This window comes from Paraglaciecola sp. (assembly GCF_039943935.1).
In the GTDB taxonomy this organism is placed as follows: Bacteria; Pseudomonadota; Gammaproteobacteria; order Enterobacterales; family Alteromonadaceae; genus Paraglaciecola.
Genome location: NZ_JBDUZQ010000001.1, coordinates 221,853 through 244,149, shown reverse-complemented (window position 1 = coordinate 244,149; position 22,297 = coordinate 221,853). Strand labels below are relative to the sequence as shown.

The following is a 22,297-nucleotide window of genomic DNA, read 5'->3' as shown; positions in this document are numbered from 1 at the left end:
ACGAAGTTACTCATCTATTAACCTTTACCTTTAATAGCACTATCTTATCTAAACGAATCACATAGGCCGCACATTGACTATTTAGAGCAAATATTACTTCTCTGATATAATTTGACACTTGCATATCAGTTATTCCCCATTACTCTGTAATTTTTTACTTCTTAATATATATCTGCCAGGGCGATACTCGTTTGCTTGAATACCTTGCTTTTGCAACATATCAATAAATGTTTTCGCGTCACCAGTTTCTATGGTTCCACTAAGATAAACATTGGGTAAATTGGTTGAAGCGATTAGAAACCCCCCTTCAACATATCTGCTGAACTCTTCAACAGCTAGGGAGAGAGGGACCTGCTTCCAAACCAGAACCCCTTTGGTCCACGTAGGCTTTGTATTTAGATTGGGTCCCTGTTGTTCTGGATACACTTGCCCTGCGACTAACTCAAACCCTTTACCTTCAATAACGTGATTAGCTTTATAGTCATACTCTGAAAGAATGGCTTTGGCGACGGGTGGAATAACCTCTATCTGACCTGAGTATACTTGGATTTTTTTTGATGAAGGCAAATCTGCTATATGAAAAGTAGTATGTGTTGAATGAATACTCCCGAAACTAGTATTAACATTGAAGGGACGCGCGTCATTTGAAACATCAAAAATAGCTTCACCTTTTAATAGTGTTAGTTGACGAATGTCATCAGTCATGCGTACTTCTATAAGACTATCAGTGTTCAGAGTAACGGTGGATTGATCAGAAAGCGTTATGGTTTTTTGCTCTCCTTTTACCGTAAAGTAAACATCGGGTTTTGGTTCAAAGAATATAAGTGCTAAAAATCCAATTATTAAGAAACATAAGGTCGCTTTAATACTCCAACCTGGTGCACTCCCCCTTGCACCTATTGTAGATTCAATTGTTAGTGTTTTAGCTTGAAATAAAGGAATAATATCTTCGTGATCTACTAGTTCTTTGAGCTCACTCAAAGTACTTAACCTAGCCCAAACCGGGGTAAGCTCTTCATAAGCTTTAGCATTTATGGGATCACTCTGGAGCCATTTAGCAAAATCACGATGGTTTTTTTTAGTTACTTCTTCTGAGTCTAATCGGGCAATCCATAGTGCTGCTTCATCAAGCTTGTCGTCTGGGATGTTATCTACAACCCATTCGTGTATTGTCATGAAGCCGTTTTCTTGATCGTCGTTTCGGTATCGCTACCTTTCTTAATAGACTTAAATAGTAGGTGTGTGTAGCGAACTCCTTTGGCTAAATGCTTTTCAACGGTCCCTATAGAAACTTGTTGGCGTTCTGCGATTTCTTTATAAGAGAGCTGTTCAACATGCCGCAATATGAAAGTTTCTCGACATTTTGGAGGGAGAGTATTAATAGCTTCAAGTACCTGCTGAAGATCTTGCTGAGCTTCAATTGCGTTTTCTATATTAGTGGGCTGACCTTGTCCTTCTTGAACCTTTATGGTATCGATGGCTTTTTGCTTATTTTTATTACGTCTAAACTCATTTAACGTAATATTTTTCGCAGTACTGTACATATAAGCTTTGAGATTAATCACATTATTAATCTTATCTGTAGATTGTGCTCGTATTAACCTTTCGCAGGTATCTTGAACAACATCTTCGGCTTCAGCCGCATTTAATGACATTCCACGCAAAAACCTGAATAGTCCAGGTAACGCATCTATGATGAGTTTATCAAATTTATTATTTTTATTAAGCATGACAACTGTTTTATTTTTATACCGCAACTAGCGGACTGTTTTTCAAGCAAGGACTCTAAGCGCAGTATTTTTACTGGATATTAAAAGTAAATTCAAGAACAACTTTAAAATTAAAATCAAATTCAATGCAAACAAAAATTTATAATATATTTTTTTATAGGTGGGGGGTAAGCCTTTCACATGTGTCTTACTTATGCATGTTAATTGAATTTTTATGCACTTACTGATGCATATAAAACCTTTCAACTGTTTAGGTTAAATAAAAATAATAAGTTCTGGAGGCACATAAAGTGGTATTTAAAAAAAGTTTACTCTGTAAAAGTATATTAGTAGGAATGTCTTTAACGGCATTTCAACTGAAAGCGGCTGAAACCTCTAATGGGGAAGAAGTTGGTAACACTGAAAAAATTGAAGTTACAGGCTCTAGAATAAAACGAACAGAATTTTCTTTACCTGTACCGGCACAATCTCTCACCATAGATGATTTAGAAGCAATCGGCGCGAACGAACTTAGCGAGGCAATCACAGAGATTCCAGCGGTAAGCCCAGGTATCACTACTGAAACATCACAAAGTAGTGCCCAAGACAGTGGCCTTTCAACCATTTCATTAAGAAACCTTGGTTCAGAGAGAACCTTGACCTTAATTGATGGTAGAAGAACCGTAGGTAATACCTCAACTGGAAGTACAGTTAGCTTATCGACTATACCTGATGCATTTGTTGAGCGAATAGAAGTCATTTCTGGAGGAGCTTCTGCGCTATACGGCTCAGATGCGGTTACTGGTGTGGTTAATATTATCACGAAGCGCAATTTTGAAGGGCTCACGTTCGACTATCGTTACGGAACGTCACAAGAGGGTGGCAATGATGAAAAAGGCATTGAAATTGCTGCTGGTGCTAATTTTAATGATAATCGCGGCAACCTGATGTTTGCTTTTGAATGGGATGAAGAAACAGCTATCTACGAAAATCAACGTAGTAAAATGATAGATCCCCGTACAATATCAACGTCTTCTGATAGTCCCGATGAGTTTTCAGAAACACTGAGTACTCATATTTTAGGAGGGCTTTTTCCGGGTAACTCTGGAACAGCAGCAGATCCAAGCAGTGATTCACAATATTGGTTCTATAATAACGGTGGTACCGGAGAGCTAACCGAAGATTTTAATCGTTCAGAAGATGGGTATTTTGCTTTAGGGCCAGAAACTGCATCAATTCCTAGAGAGCGATTTTTATTGGCAAGTCACTTAACGTTTGACTTGACTGACGACATTGAGTTTTTTGCTAATGCCCATTATTCAACGGTCTACACCTACTCAAACCGTACTCCTGATACAGCAACTTCAACTCGACTGTTTGAAGACTTTCCGCTTTATTTATCAGACGGAGTCACTCCTCACCCTTATGTTCCGCAAGGGATTTTTGATGATACTCTTGAGCTTGGTAACGACTCAATCGCTTTTCGTCGTAGATGGGCTGAGCTAGGCAATCGTTATCGTGACGCTGATAATGATACATTACGAATGTGGACAGGTTTAAGGGGATATTTTGCTGATACATGGTCATGGGAATTAAACTATGGCTATGGCGAATGGCGTCGCTCTCAAACCAAAGCCGGTGATTTACTTGTGGCAAACTACCAACAGTCAATCGATGTTGAATATGTCGACGCAACCGATACTTCATTAGGACTGCAATGTGCGAATGAGTTTGCCAGAGACTCTGGTTGTGTTGCATTAGATATCTTCGGTTTAGGTGCGGTAACAGATGAAGCTGTTGATTGGCTTAAATTAACAGATAAATTATTAGCAAAAAATGAAACAACAACAGTTAGTGGCTGGTTAACTGGGGATGTAGTTGATTTATGGGCTGGTCCGTTATCTATGGCAACAGGTTTTGATTACCGTGAAGAAAAAAGTCAAACCCGTTGGGATAACATTAGTACTTCAGGCGGAAGTACAGCGACTCAACAAGTAGACCAAACAGGGCAACAAGAAGTTACTGAAGTATTTATCGAGTTAATCATGCCGTTGGTTAAAGATACCTTCTTTGCAGACTATATTTCGGTTGAAGGCGCCTACAGGGTAAGTGATTACTCAACTGTTGGTAGCATAAACAGTTGGAAATTTGGTGGCTCATGGGTGCTAAATGATCAAGTTACATTTCGCTCTGTAGTTGCTGAAGCAAATAGAGCGCCGAACAACATCGAATTATTTAGTGTAGGGTTAGGGAGTCAAGGGGGTCTAAATGACCCTTGTGATTTAGTAACAGCTACGTCAACTCAGTCTTATTCAGATACTTGTCGACAAGATCCAAGCGTCGCCTCAATTATCGCATCAGAAGGCATATTCGAAGATGACTCTAACCAAGTGCAACAACCAACATTTGGTAATGAAGGCTTAGGTGTAGAAACGGGTAAAACCTTCACCGCCGGAGTTGTTTATTCTCCTGACTTTATTCCAAACTTAACTGTCGCACTAGATTATTATGATATTACAATCGAGAATGCGATCAGTGAAATAGAAGCAGAAGATATTTTACAACTTTGTTATTCATCAGGAGATTTTAATTCAACTGAGAGCTGTAGTATTCCAGTAAGGGATGTTACTACAGGCCAACTTACAGAAGTTTCACAAACATCTTTGAATACAGATGAGTTGAGAACCAAGGGTTATGATGCAACCTTCTCATATAACTTAGATGGTGAAGATATTGGCCTATCGGGCTCTTTTAAAGTTTCGGGTACTTATAATATCATTAAAGAATTAGAAGAAGAGTCACCTGTACCAGGTACAACTGAAACCTTCATTAATGACGAACTCGGCTTATTAGGCACTCCAGATAGAACTGGTCGATTCTCTGTTAGCTGGAGAGATGGACCCATCAAAGTATCATGGAGAACGCTACACATTGGCAGCATGTTAAACGACAATTACGCTAGAGACCGTCTTAACGCTTGTCATGAGTATAGTAACTGTAGTGATAAAATAAATCTGTTTATCAGAGACGTGACGACTCATAACTTACGTGTTTCTTATAAAATAGAAGATGTCTTGGGAGGCGATCATAATTTGTACTTCGGTATAAATAATATCACTAATGATCAAGGTCCTAATTTATTCGGCGATGGCAATGTTGGTGAAAACCATAGCTCGTTGCACGACTTAACTGGCCGATTCTTCTATGGTGGATTCAAAACTACTTTCTAACAAGTGGACGAATTTACTACTTTATTTAACATAAAGTTTAAAAGAATCTAATCGTTGATATAAAAGCCCTTTTTTAAGGGCTTTTTATTTACAAGCGGTGACGCTAACAACTTAACTAAAATACATAACGACTAACTTTCTTGCTTTAATCCTTATAAAGTTTAAACAACTCACCTTTAAAAATAATCTTGGCTGTTAAGGGATAAATCTCACGCACCACTATAAACTAACGCTTCCTATCTACCTGATACCTTCTCTTCACTTTCCCACAAGCGCCATACGACACCTGCCCCAAATGAATATGTATTTTCATCAATAAATAAAGGACTATTCTCGTTTGCCGAACCACTATGAATTGAGGTGCTAGCCCCTAAAAATACTCTCAAGTCTTCCGTCGCGTTGAAAGACACGCTCACTAACAAACGCGTACCTAAGTATCCAGCTTTAGCGTCAAACTGGTTACGTTGTTCGGTCACAAACCTTTGGTCAACTTGATAAAAGTAATCATGTAATTTTTCTGTTGCCCAAGTAGGTGAAAGACTAATAGACAACGCTGTTTTTTCGCTAAGCCAGCCCCGTTGTCTATACCTCAAATCTGGTTGAAACACATACCCTCTATGATCAATTCCAGAAAAATCAGTAGAAAATACTGCACGGGTTTGTAAGTTAAGAAATAACTCCCCTTTACCATGATTTTCAAATTCAAACTTTGATAAACGCAATTTCAATTGCGGCCCAAGTTCAAAATTAAAGTCTAAGTCCGGCATACCAGATCGTGCTTCATTATCTTTTGAGTTTGCCCCAAATGATGCAGCCAATGACAGATCTAACTCATACCAACTTTTGTCTAGCGCCACAGCTCTAGCAATAGAACCATCACCAATACGAAGGGTTTCCCCCCTGTATATAAAGTACGGTACTGGCACCACATTGGTATTACTTTGATTTGATGCAGGGTATTCAGGCGCATTAAACACTCCTATAAAGGCACCGGCTTCCCAAACAGGGCGCATCTCATCTTCTAGGATGATCTCTTCTTGAGCAACGATGTTTAAGGAAAGGAGCATCGATACTACAAATAACAGATATTGAGTAGTTACTTTCATTTTCTCTCTTATTTTTGAAGTCATATTTACTGTCCAATTTTACTAAACCCGCACTATTTTCAATTGTAGAAACAATACAATTTAGAAAAAAAAGTGCCAAGTTAAAAGGATATTGCTTTGTTATAGCAGAAATTCACCATAAATTTTCTAACAAATTTCTTTCTATACCCTTGAGATAAGAATGGCTAACCCCATCTCTGGACCCAGAACACAGTTCTAATAATAGAATTCCGGACAGTCGTTTAGCTCGACTTTTCGATTACTGCCTAATTTTGATAGGCAACAAACACCATTAACATTGGAATTTTCAGGAGATTTGAAAATGGCAATTCGTCCTTTAAACGATCGCGTGATCGTTAAGCGTCAAGAACAAGAAAGCAAATCTGCAGGTGGCATTGTGTTAACAGGCTCTGCAGCAGAAAAATCTACTCGCGGCGAAGTCGTAGCAGTAGGAAATGGTCGAGTACTAGACAACGGCGAACTTAAAGCTGTTGACGTTAAAATCGGCGATATCGTTATTTTTAACGATGGATATGGCGTAAAAACTGAAAAACTAGACGGCGAAGAAGTGCTTATCCTTGGCGAAAGCGACATCCTAGCAGTAGTTGAATAAATCCAATCCATTAACAGAATTTTAGAGGAATAATTATCATGGCAGCTAAAGAAGTTCGTTTTTCTGATGACGCTCGCGTCAAAATGCTTGCAGGCGTTAACGTACTAGCTAACGCAGTAAAAGTTACTTTAGGTCCTAAAGGCCGTAACGTAGTGTTAGACAAATCATTCGGTGCACCTACCATCACTAAAGATGGTGTATCAGTAGCCAAAGAAATCGAATTAGAAGATAAATTCGAAAATATGGGCGCTCAAATGGTTAAAGAAGTCGCGTCTAAAGCTAATGATGAAGCGGGTGACGGAACGACTACAGCTACAGTATTGGCACAAGCTATCGTAACTGAAGGCCTTAAGTCTGTAGCTGCGGGCATGAACCCAATGGATCTTAAACGCGGTATCGACAAGGCAGTTAAAGTAGCAGTTGAAGAATTAAAAGCCCTTTCTGTTCCTTGTGCAGACAGCAAAGCTATCGCACAAGTAGGAACTATCTCTGCAAACTCTGATTCAGAAGTAGGCGACCTTATCGCTGAAGCAATGGACAAAGTAGGCAAAGAAGGCGTTATCACTGTTGAAGAAGGTCAATCTCTACAAAACGAATTAGACGTTGTAGAAGGAATGCAATTCGACCGTGGTTACCTATCTCCATACTTCATGAACAACCAAGAAAACGGCACAGTTGAATTAGACAGCCCATTCATCCTTTTGGTTGACAAAAAAGTATCTAACATTCGTGAACTACTACCAACTCTAGAAGCAGTAGCAAAAGCATCTAAACCTTTATTAATCATCGCTGAAGACGTTGAAGGTGAAGCACTAGCGACACTAGTAGTGAACAACATGCGCGGTATTGTTAAAGTTGCAGCAGTTAAAGCGCCTGGTTTTGGTGATCGTCGTAAAGCAATGCTTCAAGATATTGCCACACTAACTGGTGGTACTGTAATTTCTGAAGAAATTGGTCTAGAGCTTGAAAAAGTCACCCTAGAAGACCTAGGTACAGCTAAGCGTGTTGTAATCAACAAAGACAACACAACCGTTGTTGACGGTGCAGGCGAAGAAGGCGGCATTCAAGGCCGTGTTGCTCAAATCCGTGCACAAATCGAGGAGTCTACTTCTGACTACGACAAAGAAAAACTTCAAGAACGTCTAGCTAAACTAGCTGGCGGTGTTGCAGTAATCAAAGTTGGCGCAGCGACCGAAGTTGAAATGAAAGAGAAAAAAGACCGTGTTGAAGATGCACTTCATGCGACACGTGCTGCAGTAGAAGAAGGCGTAGTAGCCGGTGGTGGTGTTGCACTAGTGCGTGCCGCATCTAAAATCACTGACCTTACTGGCGAAAACGAAGATCAAACTCACGGTATCAAACTAGCACTACGCGCAATGGAAGCGCCGCTTCGTCAAATCGCATCAAATGCTGGCGCAGAAGCCTCTGTTGTGACTAACTCTGTTAAAGGTGGCGAAGCCAACTACGGATACAACGCAGGTAACGACACCTACGGTGACATGCTAGAGATGGGTATTCTTGATCCAACTAAAGTAACGCGTTCTGCACTACAATTTGCAGCATCAATCGCAAGCTTGATGATCACCACAGAAGCTATGATAGCTGACGCACCTGCTGACGACGCAGCTGCACCAGCAATGCCTGATATGGGCGGCATGGGTGGTATGGGCGGCATGGGTGGTATGATGTAATTTTACTGGTCTAAAACGTCGATTACTGCGTTGTTATTTCGCTCACGTACAAACAATCGTACGCTATGCTCATAACGCCTTGTACTAAACGTTTTATTCTGCGTAAAACATCACACTTGACTCAAAGCTTTGCTATGAAATAATAAAAACCCGCTTTATGCGGGTTTTTTATTGGCTTTACTTTAATGGACTGCGTTTCTGAGAAAGTTACTATTAGTTTAAAAAGCTCTTACGAAGCTCCATTTTTCAGCTTAGAACGACTCTGATAATTTCAAAAAGTCGGACCCACAGGTTTTTACTTATGCATATAAAGCGTAACACTGTCTCCTTCATCACCTTGAAGTAAAATATGTTTTATTTTTGATAACTGTTCAGCCTTTAACGTTGCTGTACTTGTGCCTCGATACCCCTTCAACAAAGTTCTTTTAAACTTAATACTGTCACCGTTTTCTAATACGACGCTAGCTTTATGTTTTTTAGCAATACAGTTTCGGCAATCAATACCTAGCCTAATAAATACCTTATTCTCAGATTCAGAAATGAACATGTCTACTTTAGGTAAGCCGGTAATTGAGGGGTTTGTGACTAAAGGTTTATGATAGTCGTCTTCTACATATGCAATCTTGTTTAGTGCGATAAGAGCGAGTAGCGTACCAAAAAAAATAGGGATGATGAGCACTGTAAAAGTGACATATTTCATCCCTCCAAATATGTTCTTTATCCAACTATCTTTTCTTCTTTTCTGAATTCGCTTAACAAAAATGATGATCCCAGAGGCACTCATTACGCAGACTAACAAACCAAAAAAGAACCAAACGAGTTTAACCCCCAAGCCAGAGAACGTGCCAAAATGCAAAGGGTCAGCCATATCGACCCAAACAGATAATGCACTTAGGTCTTTAGTTGCTCTATATTCGATCACATTACCGTTAACAGGATTAATAAACACTGAATTAGAGCGAGGTCGTACTAAGATAACGTCAGTATAACCGGTAACAATTATAGGGCCTGTTTGATTTTTAGGAAAAGCAATACTGGTAGGTGTTAAGTTTGAAATTGTACTAACAGCTGTTTTTATTGCCTCAGAAACATTTATTTGCTGTTCTATAAATTGATTATTTTGAATATCCTTCTTGGGGGTATATTGTCGCTCTTGTTGTATCTGAACGCCTGCGTCTCTAATTATTCTTTCAGCTAAATACCAAGTACCTGTTATACCTATTAACAACAAAAACCATAAAGACCACAAACCCACAACTTTATGTAAACTGCCCCAAAAAGCACGAGAACCCGAACGCAACCTTAGTTTAAAAAACCCTTGCCACCACTTTTTATAAAAGAGTAAGGCACTGATAGTTGATACAAGCAAAATTATACCTAGAGGCCCGACGATATATAGCCCACCTATGGGGGCGAACAAATATCGATGTAGGTCTCGTAAAGTACGTTGAAAACTAGCGTAGTAAGGAAGTTCTCCTTTAACTTCGCCAGTATAAGGGTCAACAAATACCCTTCGAAAACCGAGTTCAGGGTCATCAGTCAGTACAATAGAGGCAAAATTAGAATATAGAGGAGCATTAATAGTGTTAATTGAGCGTTGTGGGTATTCTACTTTTACATTGTTATATATCGCTTCCCAATCAATATATCTTTCGTCTTGAGCGGAAATACGCAACTTGTCTGTAAATAACCAATCAAGTTCATGGCTTATTACGGCAAACGTACCCGTTAAACAAACGATAAACATAAGTAATGATAGCTTTAAACCTACCCAATTATGTAACGCTAACATTTGCTTTTTATTCATAATTTTTATCTTTATATAAATAAAAAAGTGCCTGATTGCTCAAGCACTTCTATTAAGTTTACTTGTTTAATGGTTTTCGTTAAAAAGAGTAATCAACACCAACACCAAATGTACGTGGCGCTAATATTCTTGTAAATGTGCCACCTGTTTCTAAAGAAACATTACCAGATGCTTGGTCAACACCAGCAATATCTAGAGTGGTTACAACTTCTTCATCAAGGAGGTTAGTAACAAAACCATAAAACGTTACATCATTCATTTCATAACCAAAGCGTAAGTTAACGTTCACGTAAGAATCAACTTCTTCAGTTAAGCGGTTAGCGACACTTTCTGAAACGCCTCTATCAATGGCTGCTTGATAAATATCACTAGTGCTAAGGTTTTCGGTGTCTGAAAACCTTGAACCCGTGTAATAAGCTGAAACGTTAGCAAATAAACCGTTATCACCTCTCCAATTTGCGCCAATTGAGGCACTTACATGAGCAGAGTCAGGTAACTCATTGCCTTCAAGATTACTAAAGTCACCTTGCGCAGCAAAAGGAAAATCATCGTACTCAGCGTTTAATAAACCTAGACTGGCATATAGATCAAACTCTTGCGTGACGAAATATTCGAATGATAATTCAACACCTGATATAGTCGACTCAGCCGCATTCACAATCAGATCATCTAATGCATTAGCTAAATCTTCTCCGGGTAAAGACACTTGTTGATCTTTATATTTGCTATGAAAAATATTGGTATTAAACACAATATCACCGTCAGCAAAAATAGAACGACTTCCAACTTCAATAGTATTTAAATATTCAGGTTCGTAAGTATCAATAGCCAAAGAGGTACCCAAGCCATTAGTATTATCAACCAAGGTAAAGTAAGAACCACCAGCACGGTAGCCACGTTGTGCTGACGCAAAAAATGAATGGTCTTTGTCTAATTTATAAGTCAGCGTTGCTTTAGGTAACCAAGCGTTATATTTTGCCGTTTGAGGTTGCTCTATTGAAGGTTCGCCTAATGTAGCATTAACTAATGTTATACAAGGTAAATTGGCTAAAGGCTCTGTAGAACCAATTAAAAAACCAGGAACCGTAGCAACACAATTATCTGGAGTAACAGTGCGCTCAACGTTATCTGAACCAGCGTAATCAAATTGTTCATCATCATAACGTAAACCTAAATCAAGCGTAAATGCGTCGCTTAAATCTATTCGGACTTGAGCAAAAATTGCCGTATTTTTGGTATCAGTCATTGCACCATTTGTTAATACAATAGCAGCGGTATCTGCTGGCGTTACAAAACCAAAACCAAGTGTTGCGTCAGCTACTTGTGGATTAAGTATAGCTTCATTGTAAGTTGTATTATGACCATCCGCATCAAAGTAGTATCCGCCGATTACACCTGAAATATTATCGTAATCAAAGGTGAGTCGTAATTCCAAAGAATCAACTGTTTCATCAAAAGTATTGTTTGCATACAGTCCAATTTCTGCCAATTGCTCTTGGTCACCAAATAGACGATCAACATTCGTTTTTTCATGAGTGATGATGTTTTTAATAGACCAATGTTCAGACAATGCATAGTGAGTATCTAAAATAACACGTGTTGTTTGAGTATCATTACGAGGGTTTGTACCTGAATCAATAAAATCAAATGGATCATAGGCAATGTATTCGTCAGAAACGACACCAAAACTACTCCTTACACTTAAGCTGCCATTACCAACTTGAATATCATTGTGATCAACTGTCAACTTCATCGTTAAATCATCAATAGCTTTAGGCTCGAATAAGAACTTAGCACGAAGCAATAAACGCTCTTCTTTATCAGTGTTGTCATCAAAATAAATCGAATCAATAAAACCATCTGTGTTTTGAAAATCAGCAGCTACTCTAAACGCTAATTGTTCATCAATAATTGAATTACCGTAAGCCCCTGCTATTTGAGAAGTATTATGTTCACCATATGATAATCTAAATTTGCCTGATTCTTCATAAGTTGGTTCTGCAGTTGTTACAACGATTGCACCAGCCAATGCATTACGCCCTTGTATGCTGGATTGAGAGCCACGTAATACTTCAACTTGCTGAGTATCCCATAATGACGTCACACCACGATTTAATGCAGTGCCAGATAATGGCGAACCGTCTATATAAATATTAGAAGTCACACCTTGACCAGAACCGGTAGAACCAGTACGCCCAATACCACGAATAGTCACACTGCTACCTGCACCATTGCTTGCAACGTTTGGGATTCTAATAAGTACATCACTTATATCAACAATACGCTCAGCGTCTAAACGCTCTTCAGTGAATAACTCTACCGAAGCATCTACTTCTTGAAGGGTAAGCTCTTGTTTACTCCCTACAATATAAATTTGCTCTATCTCTTGATTTGAAGAAACGTTATCTTCTGCAACGGCGTTTGTCATAAAACTACTGGCGATGACTAACATCACACTATTCAATTTAAACTTCGACATGCTCTTCCACTTTACCTCTGATCCGACCAAAACCTAAATGCAAATAACAATAGTTTACATTAACAATGCAGTAGTGTAAATGGAGATAACTAAAAGCAATGAATTATCGGGCGGACTATCAAGTCAGTTAGCAGTGAAAAACGAGTGTGAGTGAACCGAGAGTTCAGCTTGTAAAAACGCAGCTCTTTCGTTAAATGAAAACCTACAAAAAAATGCTTGATACCTTCTTCTTGTAGAAAAAAAGGTTAACCATTCTATGTAGTTAACCTTTAACTTTATCTAATTATGCTTCTGTCGCATTATACCAGTCAGTAACATTTGTTTAAAAATCAATTTCTAACGATAAACCAACACGTCTAGGTTTAGCTGCACTTGAACTAAACGTTTTATTCTGTGTAAAACATCACACTTGACTCAAAACTTTGTTCTAAAGTTATGACAAATTGAAAAGCCCGAATAGCAATATTCGGTCTTTTTTACGTATAATACTTATGAAATAAAACGTAATCTCTGGCTTCTGGTTACACTTGATTTCTATACAGCTCATGCACACTATATGAATATAGATAATTGAGGTCTAGAAAGTAGTTAAATACTTCGAAAGAAAAATTACCGAGCAAGCGTAATACAAGCTATTTGCATACCACAGTATTGCTCTCATTTGACGCCTGTATTATGAGATTTAATTTATAGCCGCGGCTCTGTGCATGAAGTAGGCATTCTTTATTCATAAATTAAAAACTAAAGACTTTAAGCCGATTTAATAAAATTACGTTAAAAAAGTCCAACTCATTGAAGTGCTCACTTGACGATTATAAAGGACTATATGCAATACAAAAGACGTTTTTTAGGTACTACTCTGCTGACCTTAACAGTGATTATTTTTGGTATGCGCTTCTTTGCACTTGAGGAAAAATCCGCACTCAACAGGGACTCAACAAATATCGACACATCTGACCAAAATGCCACTACTAAGAAATACGCCTCTACAAATGATCAATTAACACCGGCTCATACTGAGGTAGCGTTGAACAACACAACACAAATCTATTCAGCAAGTGAAGCCTACAGTATCTGTGAAGTAGAAAATGCAGAGGTCTGGACTCAACTCGAAGCCGTAAAAAACGCTATTAACACTGAACTCATGAGCATAAAGGATAACAATATTCTTAGAGATGCAGTGTTCTTACTCCAGGGTGAAGGGTATTTTAAAATCCATAACGCTCTGTTAAATTTATATCGATTTACATTAAAAAACGAAAAGCAACACTTCCAGAGGGCAACATTTCGTCCCTCTCAAGAAGAAGTTGATCAATTTACGGATGCTTCCTACCTTCTGCGCGGAGTATTTGACGCCGCGATGCATCACGATATTACACAAACCATAAAGGCTGCAAATTCCTATAGTCAAAAGGACACTAATATTGGCTATGTGTTTCGCAGCAGAGGAGAAGAGTCTCTCTGGAGTCCTGACATTATTGTTGGTCATATCGTCGCTACTGCGCCATTAGATTTTGTTGATGGTATTGTCGCACGATATCCTGTTAGCCCCTTACTTTTCACTCAAGCAGTTCGCTCGGGTGCAAGTAATGAGGTTTTAGAGAAATTACTGTCGAGCTTTGACTTTAATAACTCCCCGGTTTATACCAAACACAACAACCTACAAACGGCATTGCAAGCATCAATTGAGATAGAGTCACTTGATGCAATGCGCCTAATCCTCTCTCAACCTAACCTTCAGTACACTGAGTTTTTCTTTAATCCTCTCAATACGATTGTTGCTGATACCTTGAATACTGAGGAGGGTGAGTTTACTGACGCCCAAAAAGCTATGATGGCATTATTAGTCGAACACGATTTTCACGTTGATATTGTTTCTACGCCCTTTAACAAAAAACCTATGTTAGCCGGCTATGTAGCCATATTTGAGCGACCTATCGTAGATCAATTAGAAGCCTTGTTGATTCCCCCTCGCCATATCAAAAAGCTACGAATACATCCTGACTCAGCATTGTCCTTACATATACAAGATCAACTAAAACGTGATGCGTTTCAAAGCAAGATTCTGAAAGACGAACACAATGAAAGGGCGAAGACCTGCAAAGAGCTAAAGCAAACGCTACAGTCTTTGGTGCCCGCCCTAACAAAAATTGATAACGTCTTTGCTTATGTGAGTGTCGAAAATAGTTTTGTCGAAAATGTTCAATTGTTGAAGCAAAAATCGCTAACCTTGGTTGACGCCTATTACGCTAAGATGGATCACAAGGTAGCAGATACCCAAAGAGTTGATGCTATAGCAGCATCCACTATTTCGCTTGAAGATATTCCCTCTGCAACTCGCGCACAAATTGACGAATTGCCTCTATTTGAGCGACATCATCTCACCGAAGTCTATTGCGTAAAATTTGGTAAGGGCTTTATGGATAGTATTTTTGATACCGTTCAGTACATGAGTTTTAACTGGTTTAACGTTGAAGCATGTCTTGCCGGCACCCCAGATGACTATACTGAAACAGAACACATTTTTTACCTCCGAGAGAATACCTATCCCGGGATCATCTATAGTAAAATAGAACGCAATGCCTTTGATAAAGCAATAGAAGCATTAGCCGATCCCGCCTTTCAGCGTTCAAAAGATTTACAAGGCTATCCCCATGGTCGTGATGCCTTGATGTTGATACTGGATTTAAAACTCGCCGCTTATAGTGCCGACAAAAAAGACTATAAAACATTGATAATTGCCCTTATCTCGAAAATCAAGTTACAAGAAGAGCATTTCAAACGACTTCATCGGTTGAAGGTTGAACACTTTTGGTTTTTCGAGGAGATTGCTTCATTTCACCCGAACATTCGCCAAGCCGTTGAGTACCCACTGGCAATGTATAGAGAGCATAACTAAGGCCTTCGAGATATCTCTTAAATATTAGAGATGATCGCTTACTACCCTAATAACTCATTCGATAATGGTAAATCAACGGATCAATTGGACGTAAAACATCAGGCTTTTTATAGGTGATGTTTAATTGTTAGTGATTGATAAAACGTTGCGTTGAAAGGGAAAAAATCTTAGTAACAATATTCAAAAAACTCCCCTTACACTGCCTTTCTTCAACATACATAAACTTGCAAACCAAACGGATTATCAATGCTTTCACTGGGCTCGGTAAACCAGCGGGGGCCTTTATCAGTCATATAAAAATGGTCTTCTAACCGAATACCAAATTCATCGGGTATTACCAGCATTGGCTCGTTACTAAAACACATGCCTTTAGCGAGCGGGGTTTTGTTACCGCCCACTAAATAGGGCCATTCGTGAATGTCTAACCCAATACCGTGGCCAGTACGGTGGGGGCAACCGGGTGTTTGATATTCAGGGCCTAAGCCTTGTGTGGCTAGGTATTGACGAGCGGCGTTGTCTACAGTTTCACATGGCGCGCCAATTTGGGCTGCGTTAAAAGCAGCCTGTTGCGCGGCTTTTTCGATACCCCAAAACTGTCTTTGTCTAGCTGTTGGCTCGCCAAATACATAGGTACGGGTAATATCTGATATGTAGTCATGTACTTTGCAGCCAGTATCAATTAATACCACATCGCCGGCCTTTAAGGTTTGCGGGTCTTTTACCCCATGTGGGAATGATGTTGCCACCCCAAACAAAACAATACAAAAATAGTTACCCGATGCGCCCACTTTTTGGTGAGCTTGCTTGATAAAGGCTTCGACTTCTGTGGTGGTTATACCCGCATGTAACATGCTTGCGGTGGCTTGATGTACAGCCAAGGTCATATTCATGGCTGCTTGCATAAGGGCTATTTCGTTATCAGACTTATGCATTCTGCAGTGGGCTGTTACCTCTTGTGCATTAATTATATTTAGCCCTGTTTGAACTTTATTGATGCCGTCGAATATAAAAAATTGGGCGCTTTCATCAATGCCTATAGTAGCGGTATCTGCTATGTTTAATTGCTTTAAAACCTCAACAAATAAACTATAAGGGTTTTCATGTTCTTGCCAGCCATGTATGGGTCCGTCTATCACTTTAAACCCGTTCAAGCTGCCAATTTCAAAATAAGGTGCAATATATTGCACCTCACCTTTAGCTGGTAATATTGCCCCCACCATACGTTCACTGGCATGCCATTTCATCCCGGTAAAGTAAGTGAGATTAGTACCCGCATTAAGGTAAATTGCATCTATGTTATGAGCTTGCATATAGACTTGGGCCTTTGCCATTCGCGCTAAATGTTCTTGGGGCTGAATAGGCTCCAGGTTATTGGTCATATCACTTAAGCTAGCTAAAGCTTGTTCTGGCGACTGGGTACCCACACCAATAGTAGTCATGTTTTCTCCAAATTCTTAACAGCTATGAATCAAATATTTTATGGGCAAGAAGTGACTAGCTTAAGGCTAACCAAACCCCAACGCCAATTAATAAGGTGCCAGAAATAGCATTCATCCAGCGTATGTTGTTACCTTTGTTCAGTAAGGTTTTTAATCCCCTGCCACCCGAGGCATAAATCAACATACAAGCAAATTCGCTTAGCATAATAATTACCACCAGCACCAAAAGTTGAAACGTAATTGGTCGGTTTGTATCAATAAAAGGTGGCAAAATCGATAACATAAAAGCCCAGCCCTTGGGGTTAGCTATGGCAGTAATAAACCCCTGCGACATCAGTGCATAACGACTAAGAGTTACATCAGCCTTAGAGTTCAGGCTTAGGTGCCTGCCTGCCCAATACATTTTTAGCCCTAAATAAATAAGATATAAGCCCCCTATCCATTTGAACCAAGTAAATAACGATGGATAATTTAACATAAGCGTGGCGGCACCCATCACTGCAGAGACAGAAACCACAGCCACGCCAAATACCTCTCCAAGCATCATCCATAGTGCTCTTCGTAGGCCAATTTTTAAGCCCAATGTCATAGCCAAGGTCATACACATACCTGGTGTTATTGAGATAAAAAACATAGTGGGGATAAATACGGCTAGGGTGGCGAAAGTAGGCATGAATAGTTCTTAGAGTTAATTAAACATAGTTTACAGTGCAGTAAATACTTTTTGAAAGAAAATAAAGTACTAAGATGAGGTAGTGAATGTAAGCCATTACACCTAGCCATCTAAGTGCATTATTCTGCTAACAGTAAGTTTGACTACCTCATTATTTGGTCTTTTTAGCTTGGTCTATAAAATCCCTTAAGTAATCAATATTCTGTTCGTTGTTACGAATACCCACAAAGATTTGTTTACTAATTCCCTTTTTACCAAAACGGAGACTTTTAATGGGAAGTGATTTTGAATGTTCATCCACAAGCCAACCTGGTAAAGCGCATATCCCTCGTCCTGCTGCCACCATCTGTAACATGATCTCTGTAGTTTCGATGTTCTTATGTTTCTTCACTGTGCATTTTGCAGGGTTAAGAAACTGGCTAAAAATATCTAGCCGCATCGATTCTACTGGATAACTAAACAACACCTCATTACTAAGTTGCTCGGGTAACACAAAATCTTGATCTGCCAATTTATGGGACTCAGCCACCACCAGCCTGTGTTCGTAGTCAAAAACGGGAATATAATCAATTTGTGGCTTAAAAAGCGGGTCGGGAGTAATCAGCACATCTATTTCGTAACTAAGTAAGGCGCCTAAGGCACCAAACTGAAACTCTTGCTTTACGTCCATATCAATATCTGGCCACTGCTCTAAATAGGGTTGAATAACCCTAAGTAACCATTGATAGCAGGGGTGACATTCCATGCCAATCCGTAGCGAGCCCATTTCACCTTTGGCAATTTGACTAAGCACTAATTCGGTATGGGAAAACTGCGGCAATACTCTATTAGCCAAGGTCTGAATACGCTCTCCAGCGGCTGTAAGGCGCAAGTTTCGACCGTCTTTCTGCCAAATCTGAGTGGCTAGTTGGCCTTCTAGCTTTTTGATACTGTGACTCAGTGCTGACTGAGATAAATGCAACGAATCAGCGGCTTTGGTTAAGGTGCCATGCTCTTTTATTGCAGTGAGTATTTCTAAATGGATCCTCTCTAGCACCTGTTAACTCCTACTTCACGTTTTATTGATGAACAAAACTCATTGGTTTATAAGGTTATATCATTTTTGCTCATCAAATAAGTGACTTATCTTTAGGCTCGGCCGCAAACATTCCGCCCTAGGCTTTGCTAACGTGCTCCCAATCAATTTTATATGAGCAGGTTTCAGAATATTGACTGCCTAAATCGGATTGCCTGATAACTCACTGCGAATAATTTCAGCGCCGGCACTTAAAGCATTCAGTTTGCCTCTAGCAACATCACGAGATAAAGGGGCCATGCCGCAATTTGTACATGGATAAAGCTTATCCGCATCAACATATTTAAGTGCTTCTCTTAAGGTATTGGCGACTTCTTCTGGGGTTTCAATGGTATTGGTCGCCACATCAATGGCCCCTACCATGACTTTTTTGCCGCGAATAAGGGCTAGCAGTTCAATTGGCACATGGGAGTTATGACATTCTAATGAAATAATATCGATATTCGATTTTTGCAGCTTAGGGAAGGTTTCTTCGTACTGACGCCACTGTGAGCCCAGTGTCTTTTTCCAATCAGTATTGGCCTTAATGCCATAGCCATAACAAATATGTACTGCGGTTTCGCACTTAAGTCCTTCAATGGCTCTTTCTAAACACGCAATCCCCCAGTCATTTACTTCATCAAAAAACACATTAAATGCAGGCTCGTCAAATTGAATAATGTCCACCCCAGCAGCTTCTAACTCTTTTGCTTCTTGATTAAGAATTTTGGCAAATTCCCATGCCAGTTTTTCACGACTTTTATAGTGGTCATCAAACAAGGTATCTATCATCGTCATAGGACCAGGCAAGGCCCATTTTATCGGCTTATCAGTTTGCTGCCTTAAAATTTTAGCGTCTTCTACAAACACGGATTTAGGGCGAGAAACCGGCCCAACAACAGTTGGCACACTTGCATCGTATCGATCACGAATTTTTACGGTTTTGCGATTTTCAAAATCGACACCGGTAAGGTGTTCGATAAAGGTGGTCACAAAGTGCTGGCGGGTTTGCTCACCGTCACTCACGATGTCAATTCCTGCCTGTTGCTGTTCGTATAACGACACACGTAGTGCATCATGTTTGCCGTCGATTAACTCCTGACCTTCTAGTTTCCAAGGAGACCAAAGGGCTTCTGGCTCTGCCAGCCAAGAAGGCTTAGGTAAACTACCTGCCGTTGCGGTAGGAAGTATGTTATTCGAAATATGCGGTTTCACACTGTGGTTTTCTAACGTAGATGTTTTCATAATACTCGCTGCTGTACCTTTTATTCTTTGAAGCGTGCTGGTAAGTTTTGACTAATTACACGGCGTAATTAGCAGACCACTGTTCAAGCACTGCCTGATAGGGTTTGATGAAATGCTCTTCAGCATACTTACCCTGCTTAATCGCCAATTTACTGCGTTCTTCTCTGTCATACACTATGTGCGTTAGTGAATGATCTTGGTTCTGTAAATTTGGTTGATAACAGTTCCCAGCCACTGCATTGGCATTATAAATTTCAGGGCGATAAATCTTTTGAAATGTTTCCATAGTACTGATGGTGCTAATCAACTCAAGATTGCTGTAATCATTTAGCAAGTCTCCGAAGAAATAGAACGCCAAAGGGGCAACACTGTTAGGCGGCATAAAATAACGAACCTTTAAGCCCATTTTTTTGAAATATTGCTCAGTTAATGACGAGCCATTAGGTTGATATTCAAACCCCAATACTGGGTGTCGGTTATCTGTACGGTGATAGGTTTTGTTATCTGACACACTCAAACATATAACAGGCAACGTTTTAAAGTGCTGCTTATACGCATTTGAGTTTACAAAATGCTTAAAGATTTTTCCGTGAAGCTCACCAAAGTCATCTGGCACACTAAACTGAGCCTGCCCTTTATTATGGTCGCCCAACAAAATACTAAAGTCATAATCTCGCACATAAGAAGAAAAGTTATTGCCTACTATGCCTTCAATACGCTCATTTGTTTGGTGGTCAACAATATTAGATTTCAATACTTCAATTGATGGAAAGCTCTCACCACTATTTTCAATGTCCATACCCACAGAAATAATTTCAAGCTCTACAGAATAGCGATCTGCTTTAGGGTTATCCCAGTACGCCAAGGCATTAAAACTATTATCAATCATCTTTAAGGCATTACGTAAATTCTGCTGACGACTTTCGCCTCTAGCTAAATTCGCAAAGTTAGTGGTAGCTCGAGTGCTGTCAGCTGGATGATAGTTTTCATCGAGGCAAATGCGCTTTATGGTAAACGTAAAATCTGTATTCATGATAAATAGGTATCCAATATCCTGTAGTAAACTTGTATGTACTACTTGCTATTGCGGGTTGTTAATTGGTGTTTATTTACTTCCAATTAGTAGCCGCTAGTAATTAAGAATGATTTATACGCACTTAATTACATGAATAAAATTGATATTACTTCATGATTGCATGAAAAAAATTCATATATTATTAAATTCACAAGCTTCAGCTCAATTTTCAATTCAGTTGGTGTTGCGTTGAGGATTGCAAAAGCGCTACCTGTAGCTAAAAGGCACACTTTAAGGGCTTACAGTGCTTGCTTATTTATTCACTTTTTTCCTTGAGCTGGCTCAAACATACCTTAACTACTCATTGCCTTTTTGATCCAGTCAACAAACACTCTAACCCTTAAAGATTGCTCTGCTGGGCTAGGAGATACAATAAAAAGTTGATTGGTAGGCGCTATGGTGTGATCCCATAAGCTGATAAGACGACCCTGTCGAATGTATTGCGCAACTTCTAATTTATCAGCGAGAGAAATACCAAAACCCGATAAGGCTGCGTTAATGGCTTGGTGGGCATTAACGAGTTGAAACTTTTTGGTGGTTTTGGGGATATCAATGTTCAAGCTGCGAAACCAACTTGCCCAAAGGTTAGACTGGTCCACAATCAAGGTAAAATCTAATAAATCTTGGGGGGCTTTTATGTGCTTGTTGTTTTCTAGTAATTGCGGCCTACAGATAGGAAACAACTGTTCTTGATATAAAAGCTCAGTATACTTCAGCGTATCGTTGGGTTTACCGTAACAAATCGCCACATCGATGCTGCTGTCTAAATCTATTGCGCCCGGCTCAATCATCTTTAAGCGCGTGTTGACGTCGGGGTATTGTAATTGAAACTCACCCACTGCATCTAACAACCAAGTAGATACCTGTGACTCTGTGCTCGCCCACACTAGCGACCCTTTCAATTCTTCAGGGTCTATGTTTAACGCACCTTGAATAATAATATCTAAGCCTTCAGTTGTAGCTTGTAACAAGCTCTGCCCCGCTGAAGTTAGAGCAAGTCTGTTGTGTTTTCTATCAAATAACAACACACCAAACTTATCTTCCAATAACCGAATTTGGCGGCTCACAGCAGCATGGGTCACACCTAATTCTTGCGCTGCAGCACGCATATGTAAGTGCCTGCCGCACACTTCAAATGCTCGCAGGGCATTGAGGGGTAAATCTCGCCTCGTAATCACATCAACCTCTTGGTTAGTTTTAATTACCATAAGGGTGACAATATATAGATTGTGGTAACTAAAACAAACAAATAATATCTATAAACAAATACGTCCAAA

15 protein-coding genes are annotated in these 22,297 nt (G+C 39.6%); 4 read left to right on the top strand and 11 right to left on the bottom strand.

The annotated features are described in order from the left end of the window. Positions 1-129 precede the first annotated feature (129 nt). Positions 130-1,176 carry a FecR domain-containing protein gene (locus ABJD71_RS01025; protein WP_348163208.1) on the bottom strand — a complete coding sequence of 349 codons (1,047 nt, stop codon included), beginning with the start codon at positions 1,174-1,176 and terminating at the stop codon, positions 130-132. Beyond that, entirely contained in the window at positions 1,173-1,730 is a 558-nt protein-coding gene (locus tag ABJD71_RS01020) for an RNA polymerase sigma factor (RefSeq protein WP_348163205.1), read from the bottom strand. Before ABJD71_RS01020 ends, ABJD71_RS01025 begins: the two co-directional genes overlap by 4 nt. Before the next feature lie 290 nt (positions 1,731-2,020). Between ABJD71_RS01020 and ABJD71_RS01015 the strand changes: the two genes are divergently transcribed. Further along, a complete protein-coding gene (locus ABJD71_RS01015) occupies positions 2,021-4,939 on the top strand; it encodes a TonB-dependent receptor plug domain-containing protein (RefSeq protein WP_348163202.1) in 2,919 nt (972 codons plus the stop codon). A gap of 236 nt (positions 4,940-5,175) precedes the next feature. On the opposite strand, the gene ABJD71_RS01010 is transcribed toward ABJD71_RS01015, so the two are convergent. Next, complete coding sequence (locus tag ABJD71_RS01010; RefSeq protein ID WP_348163199.1) at positions 5,176-6,045, bottom strand: MipA/OmpV family protein; 870 nt, start codon at positions 6,043-6,045, stop codon at positions 5,176-5,178. A 322-nt stretch (positions 6,046-6,367) separates the two neighbouring features. Between ABJD71_RS01010 and ABJD71_RS01005 the strand changes: the two genes are divergently transcribed. Then, complete coding sequence (locus ABJD71_RS01005; protein WP_348112635.1) at positions 6,368-6,658, top strand: co-chaperone GroES; 291 nt, start codon at positions 6,368-6,370, stop codon at positions 6,656-6,658. Between the two features lie 38 nt (positions 6,659-6,696). Further along, positions 6,697-8,349: a chaperonin GroEL gene (gene groL, locus ABJD71_RS01000; RefSeq protein ID WP_348163196.1), complete on the top strand. Its 1,653-nt coding sequence runs from the start codon at positions 6,697-6,699 to the stop codon at positions 8,347-8,349. 295 nt (positions 8,350-8,644) lie between these two features. Here the strand turns inward: groL and ABJD71_RS00995 are convergent, their stop codons facing one another. After that, on the bottom strand, positions 8,645-10,156 hold the full coding sequence (locus ABJD71_RS00995; protein ID WP_348163193.1) for a PepSY-associated TM helix domain-containing protein: 1,512 nt from the start codon (positions 10,154-10,156) through the stop codon (positions 8,645-8,647). Between the two features lie 79 nt (positions 10,157-10,235). Beyond that, on the bottom strand, positions 10,236-12,635 hold the full coding sequence (locus ABJD71_RS00990; protein WP_348163191.1) for a TonB-dependent receptor: 2,400 nt from the start codon (positions 12,633-12,635) through the stop codon (positions 10,236-10,238). 826 nt (positions 12,636-13,461) lie between these two features. Between ABJD71_RS00990 and ABJD71_RS00985 the strand changes: the two genes are divergently transcribed. Next, positions 13,462-15,534, top strand: coding sequence for a hypothetical protein (locus ABJD71_RS00985; protein WP_348163188.1), 2,073 nt, complete (start codon positions 13,462-13,464; stop codon positions 15,532-15,534). Between the two features lie 209 nt (positions 15,535-15,743). On the opposite strand, the gene ABJD71_RS00980 is transcribed toward ABJD71_RS00985, so the two are convergent. The 6 genes from ABJD71_RS00980 to ABJD71_RS00955 all read right to left on the bottom strand — a co-directional run bounded on the left by ABJD71_RS00980 (position 15,744) and on the right by ABJD71_RS00955 (position 22,228). Next, a complete protein-coding gene (locus ABJD71_RS00980; RefSeq protein WP_348163185.1) occupies positions 15,744-16,973 on the bottom strand; it encodes a Xaa-Pro peptidase family protein in 1,230 nt (409 codons plus the stop codon). Positions 16,974-17,028: 55 nt separating this feature from the next. Continuing rightward, on the bottom strand, positions 17,029-17,646 hold the full coding sequence (locus tag ABJD71_RS00975) for a LysE family translocator (RefSeq protein ID WP_348163182.1): 618 nt from the start codon (positions 17,644-17,646) through the stop codon (positions 17,029-17,031). A 151-nt stretch (positions 17,647-17,797) separates the two neighbouring features. Beyond that, a complete protein-coding gene (locus tag ABJD71_RS00970; RefSeq protein WP_348163179.1) occupies positions 17,798-18,682 on the bottom strand; it encodes a LysR family transcriptional regulator in 885 nt (294 codons plus the stop codon). A gap of 180 nt (positions 18,683-18,862) precedes the next feature. Then, the gene (locus ABJD71_RS00965) at positions 18,863-19,945 is read right to left on the bottom strand and encodes a methionine synthase (RefSeq protein WP_348163176.1); all 1,083 of its coding nucleotides are present in this window, start codon (positions 19,943-19,945) and stop codon (positions 18,863-18,865) included. Between the two features lie 55 nt (positions 19,946-20,000). Next, entirely contained in the window at positions 20,001-20,978 is a 978-nt protein-coding gene (locus ABJD71_RS00960; protein ID WP_348163173.1) for a DUF1852 domain-containing protein, read from the bottom strand. A 335-nt stretch (positions 20,979-21,313) separates the two neighbouring features. Continuing rightward, positions 21,314-22,228 carry a LysR substrate-binding domain-containing protein gene (locus tag ABJD71_RS00955; RefSeq protein WP_348163170.1) on the bottom strand — a complete coding sequence of 305 codons (915 nt, stop codon included), beginning with the start codon at positions 22,226-22,228 and terminating at the stop codon, positions 21,314-21,316. Positions 22,229-22,297: the final 69 nt, after the last annotated feature.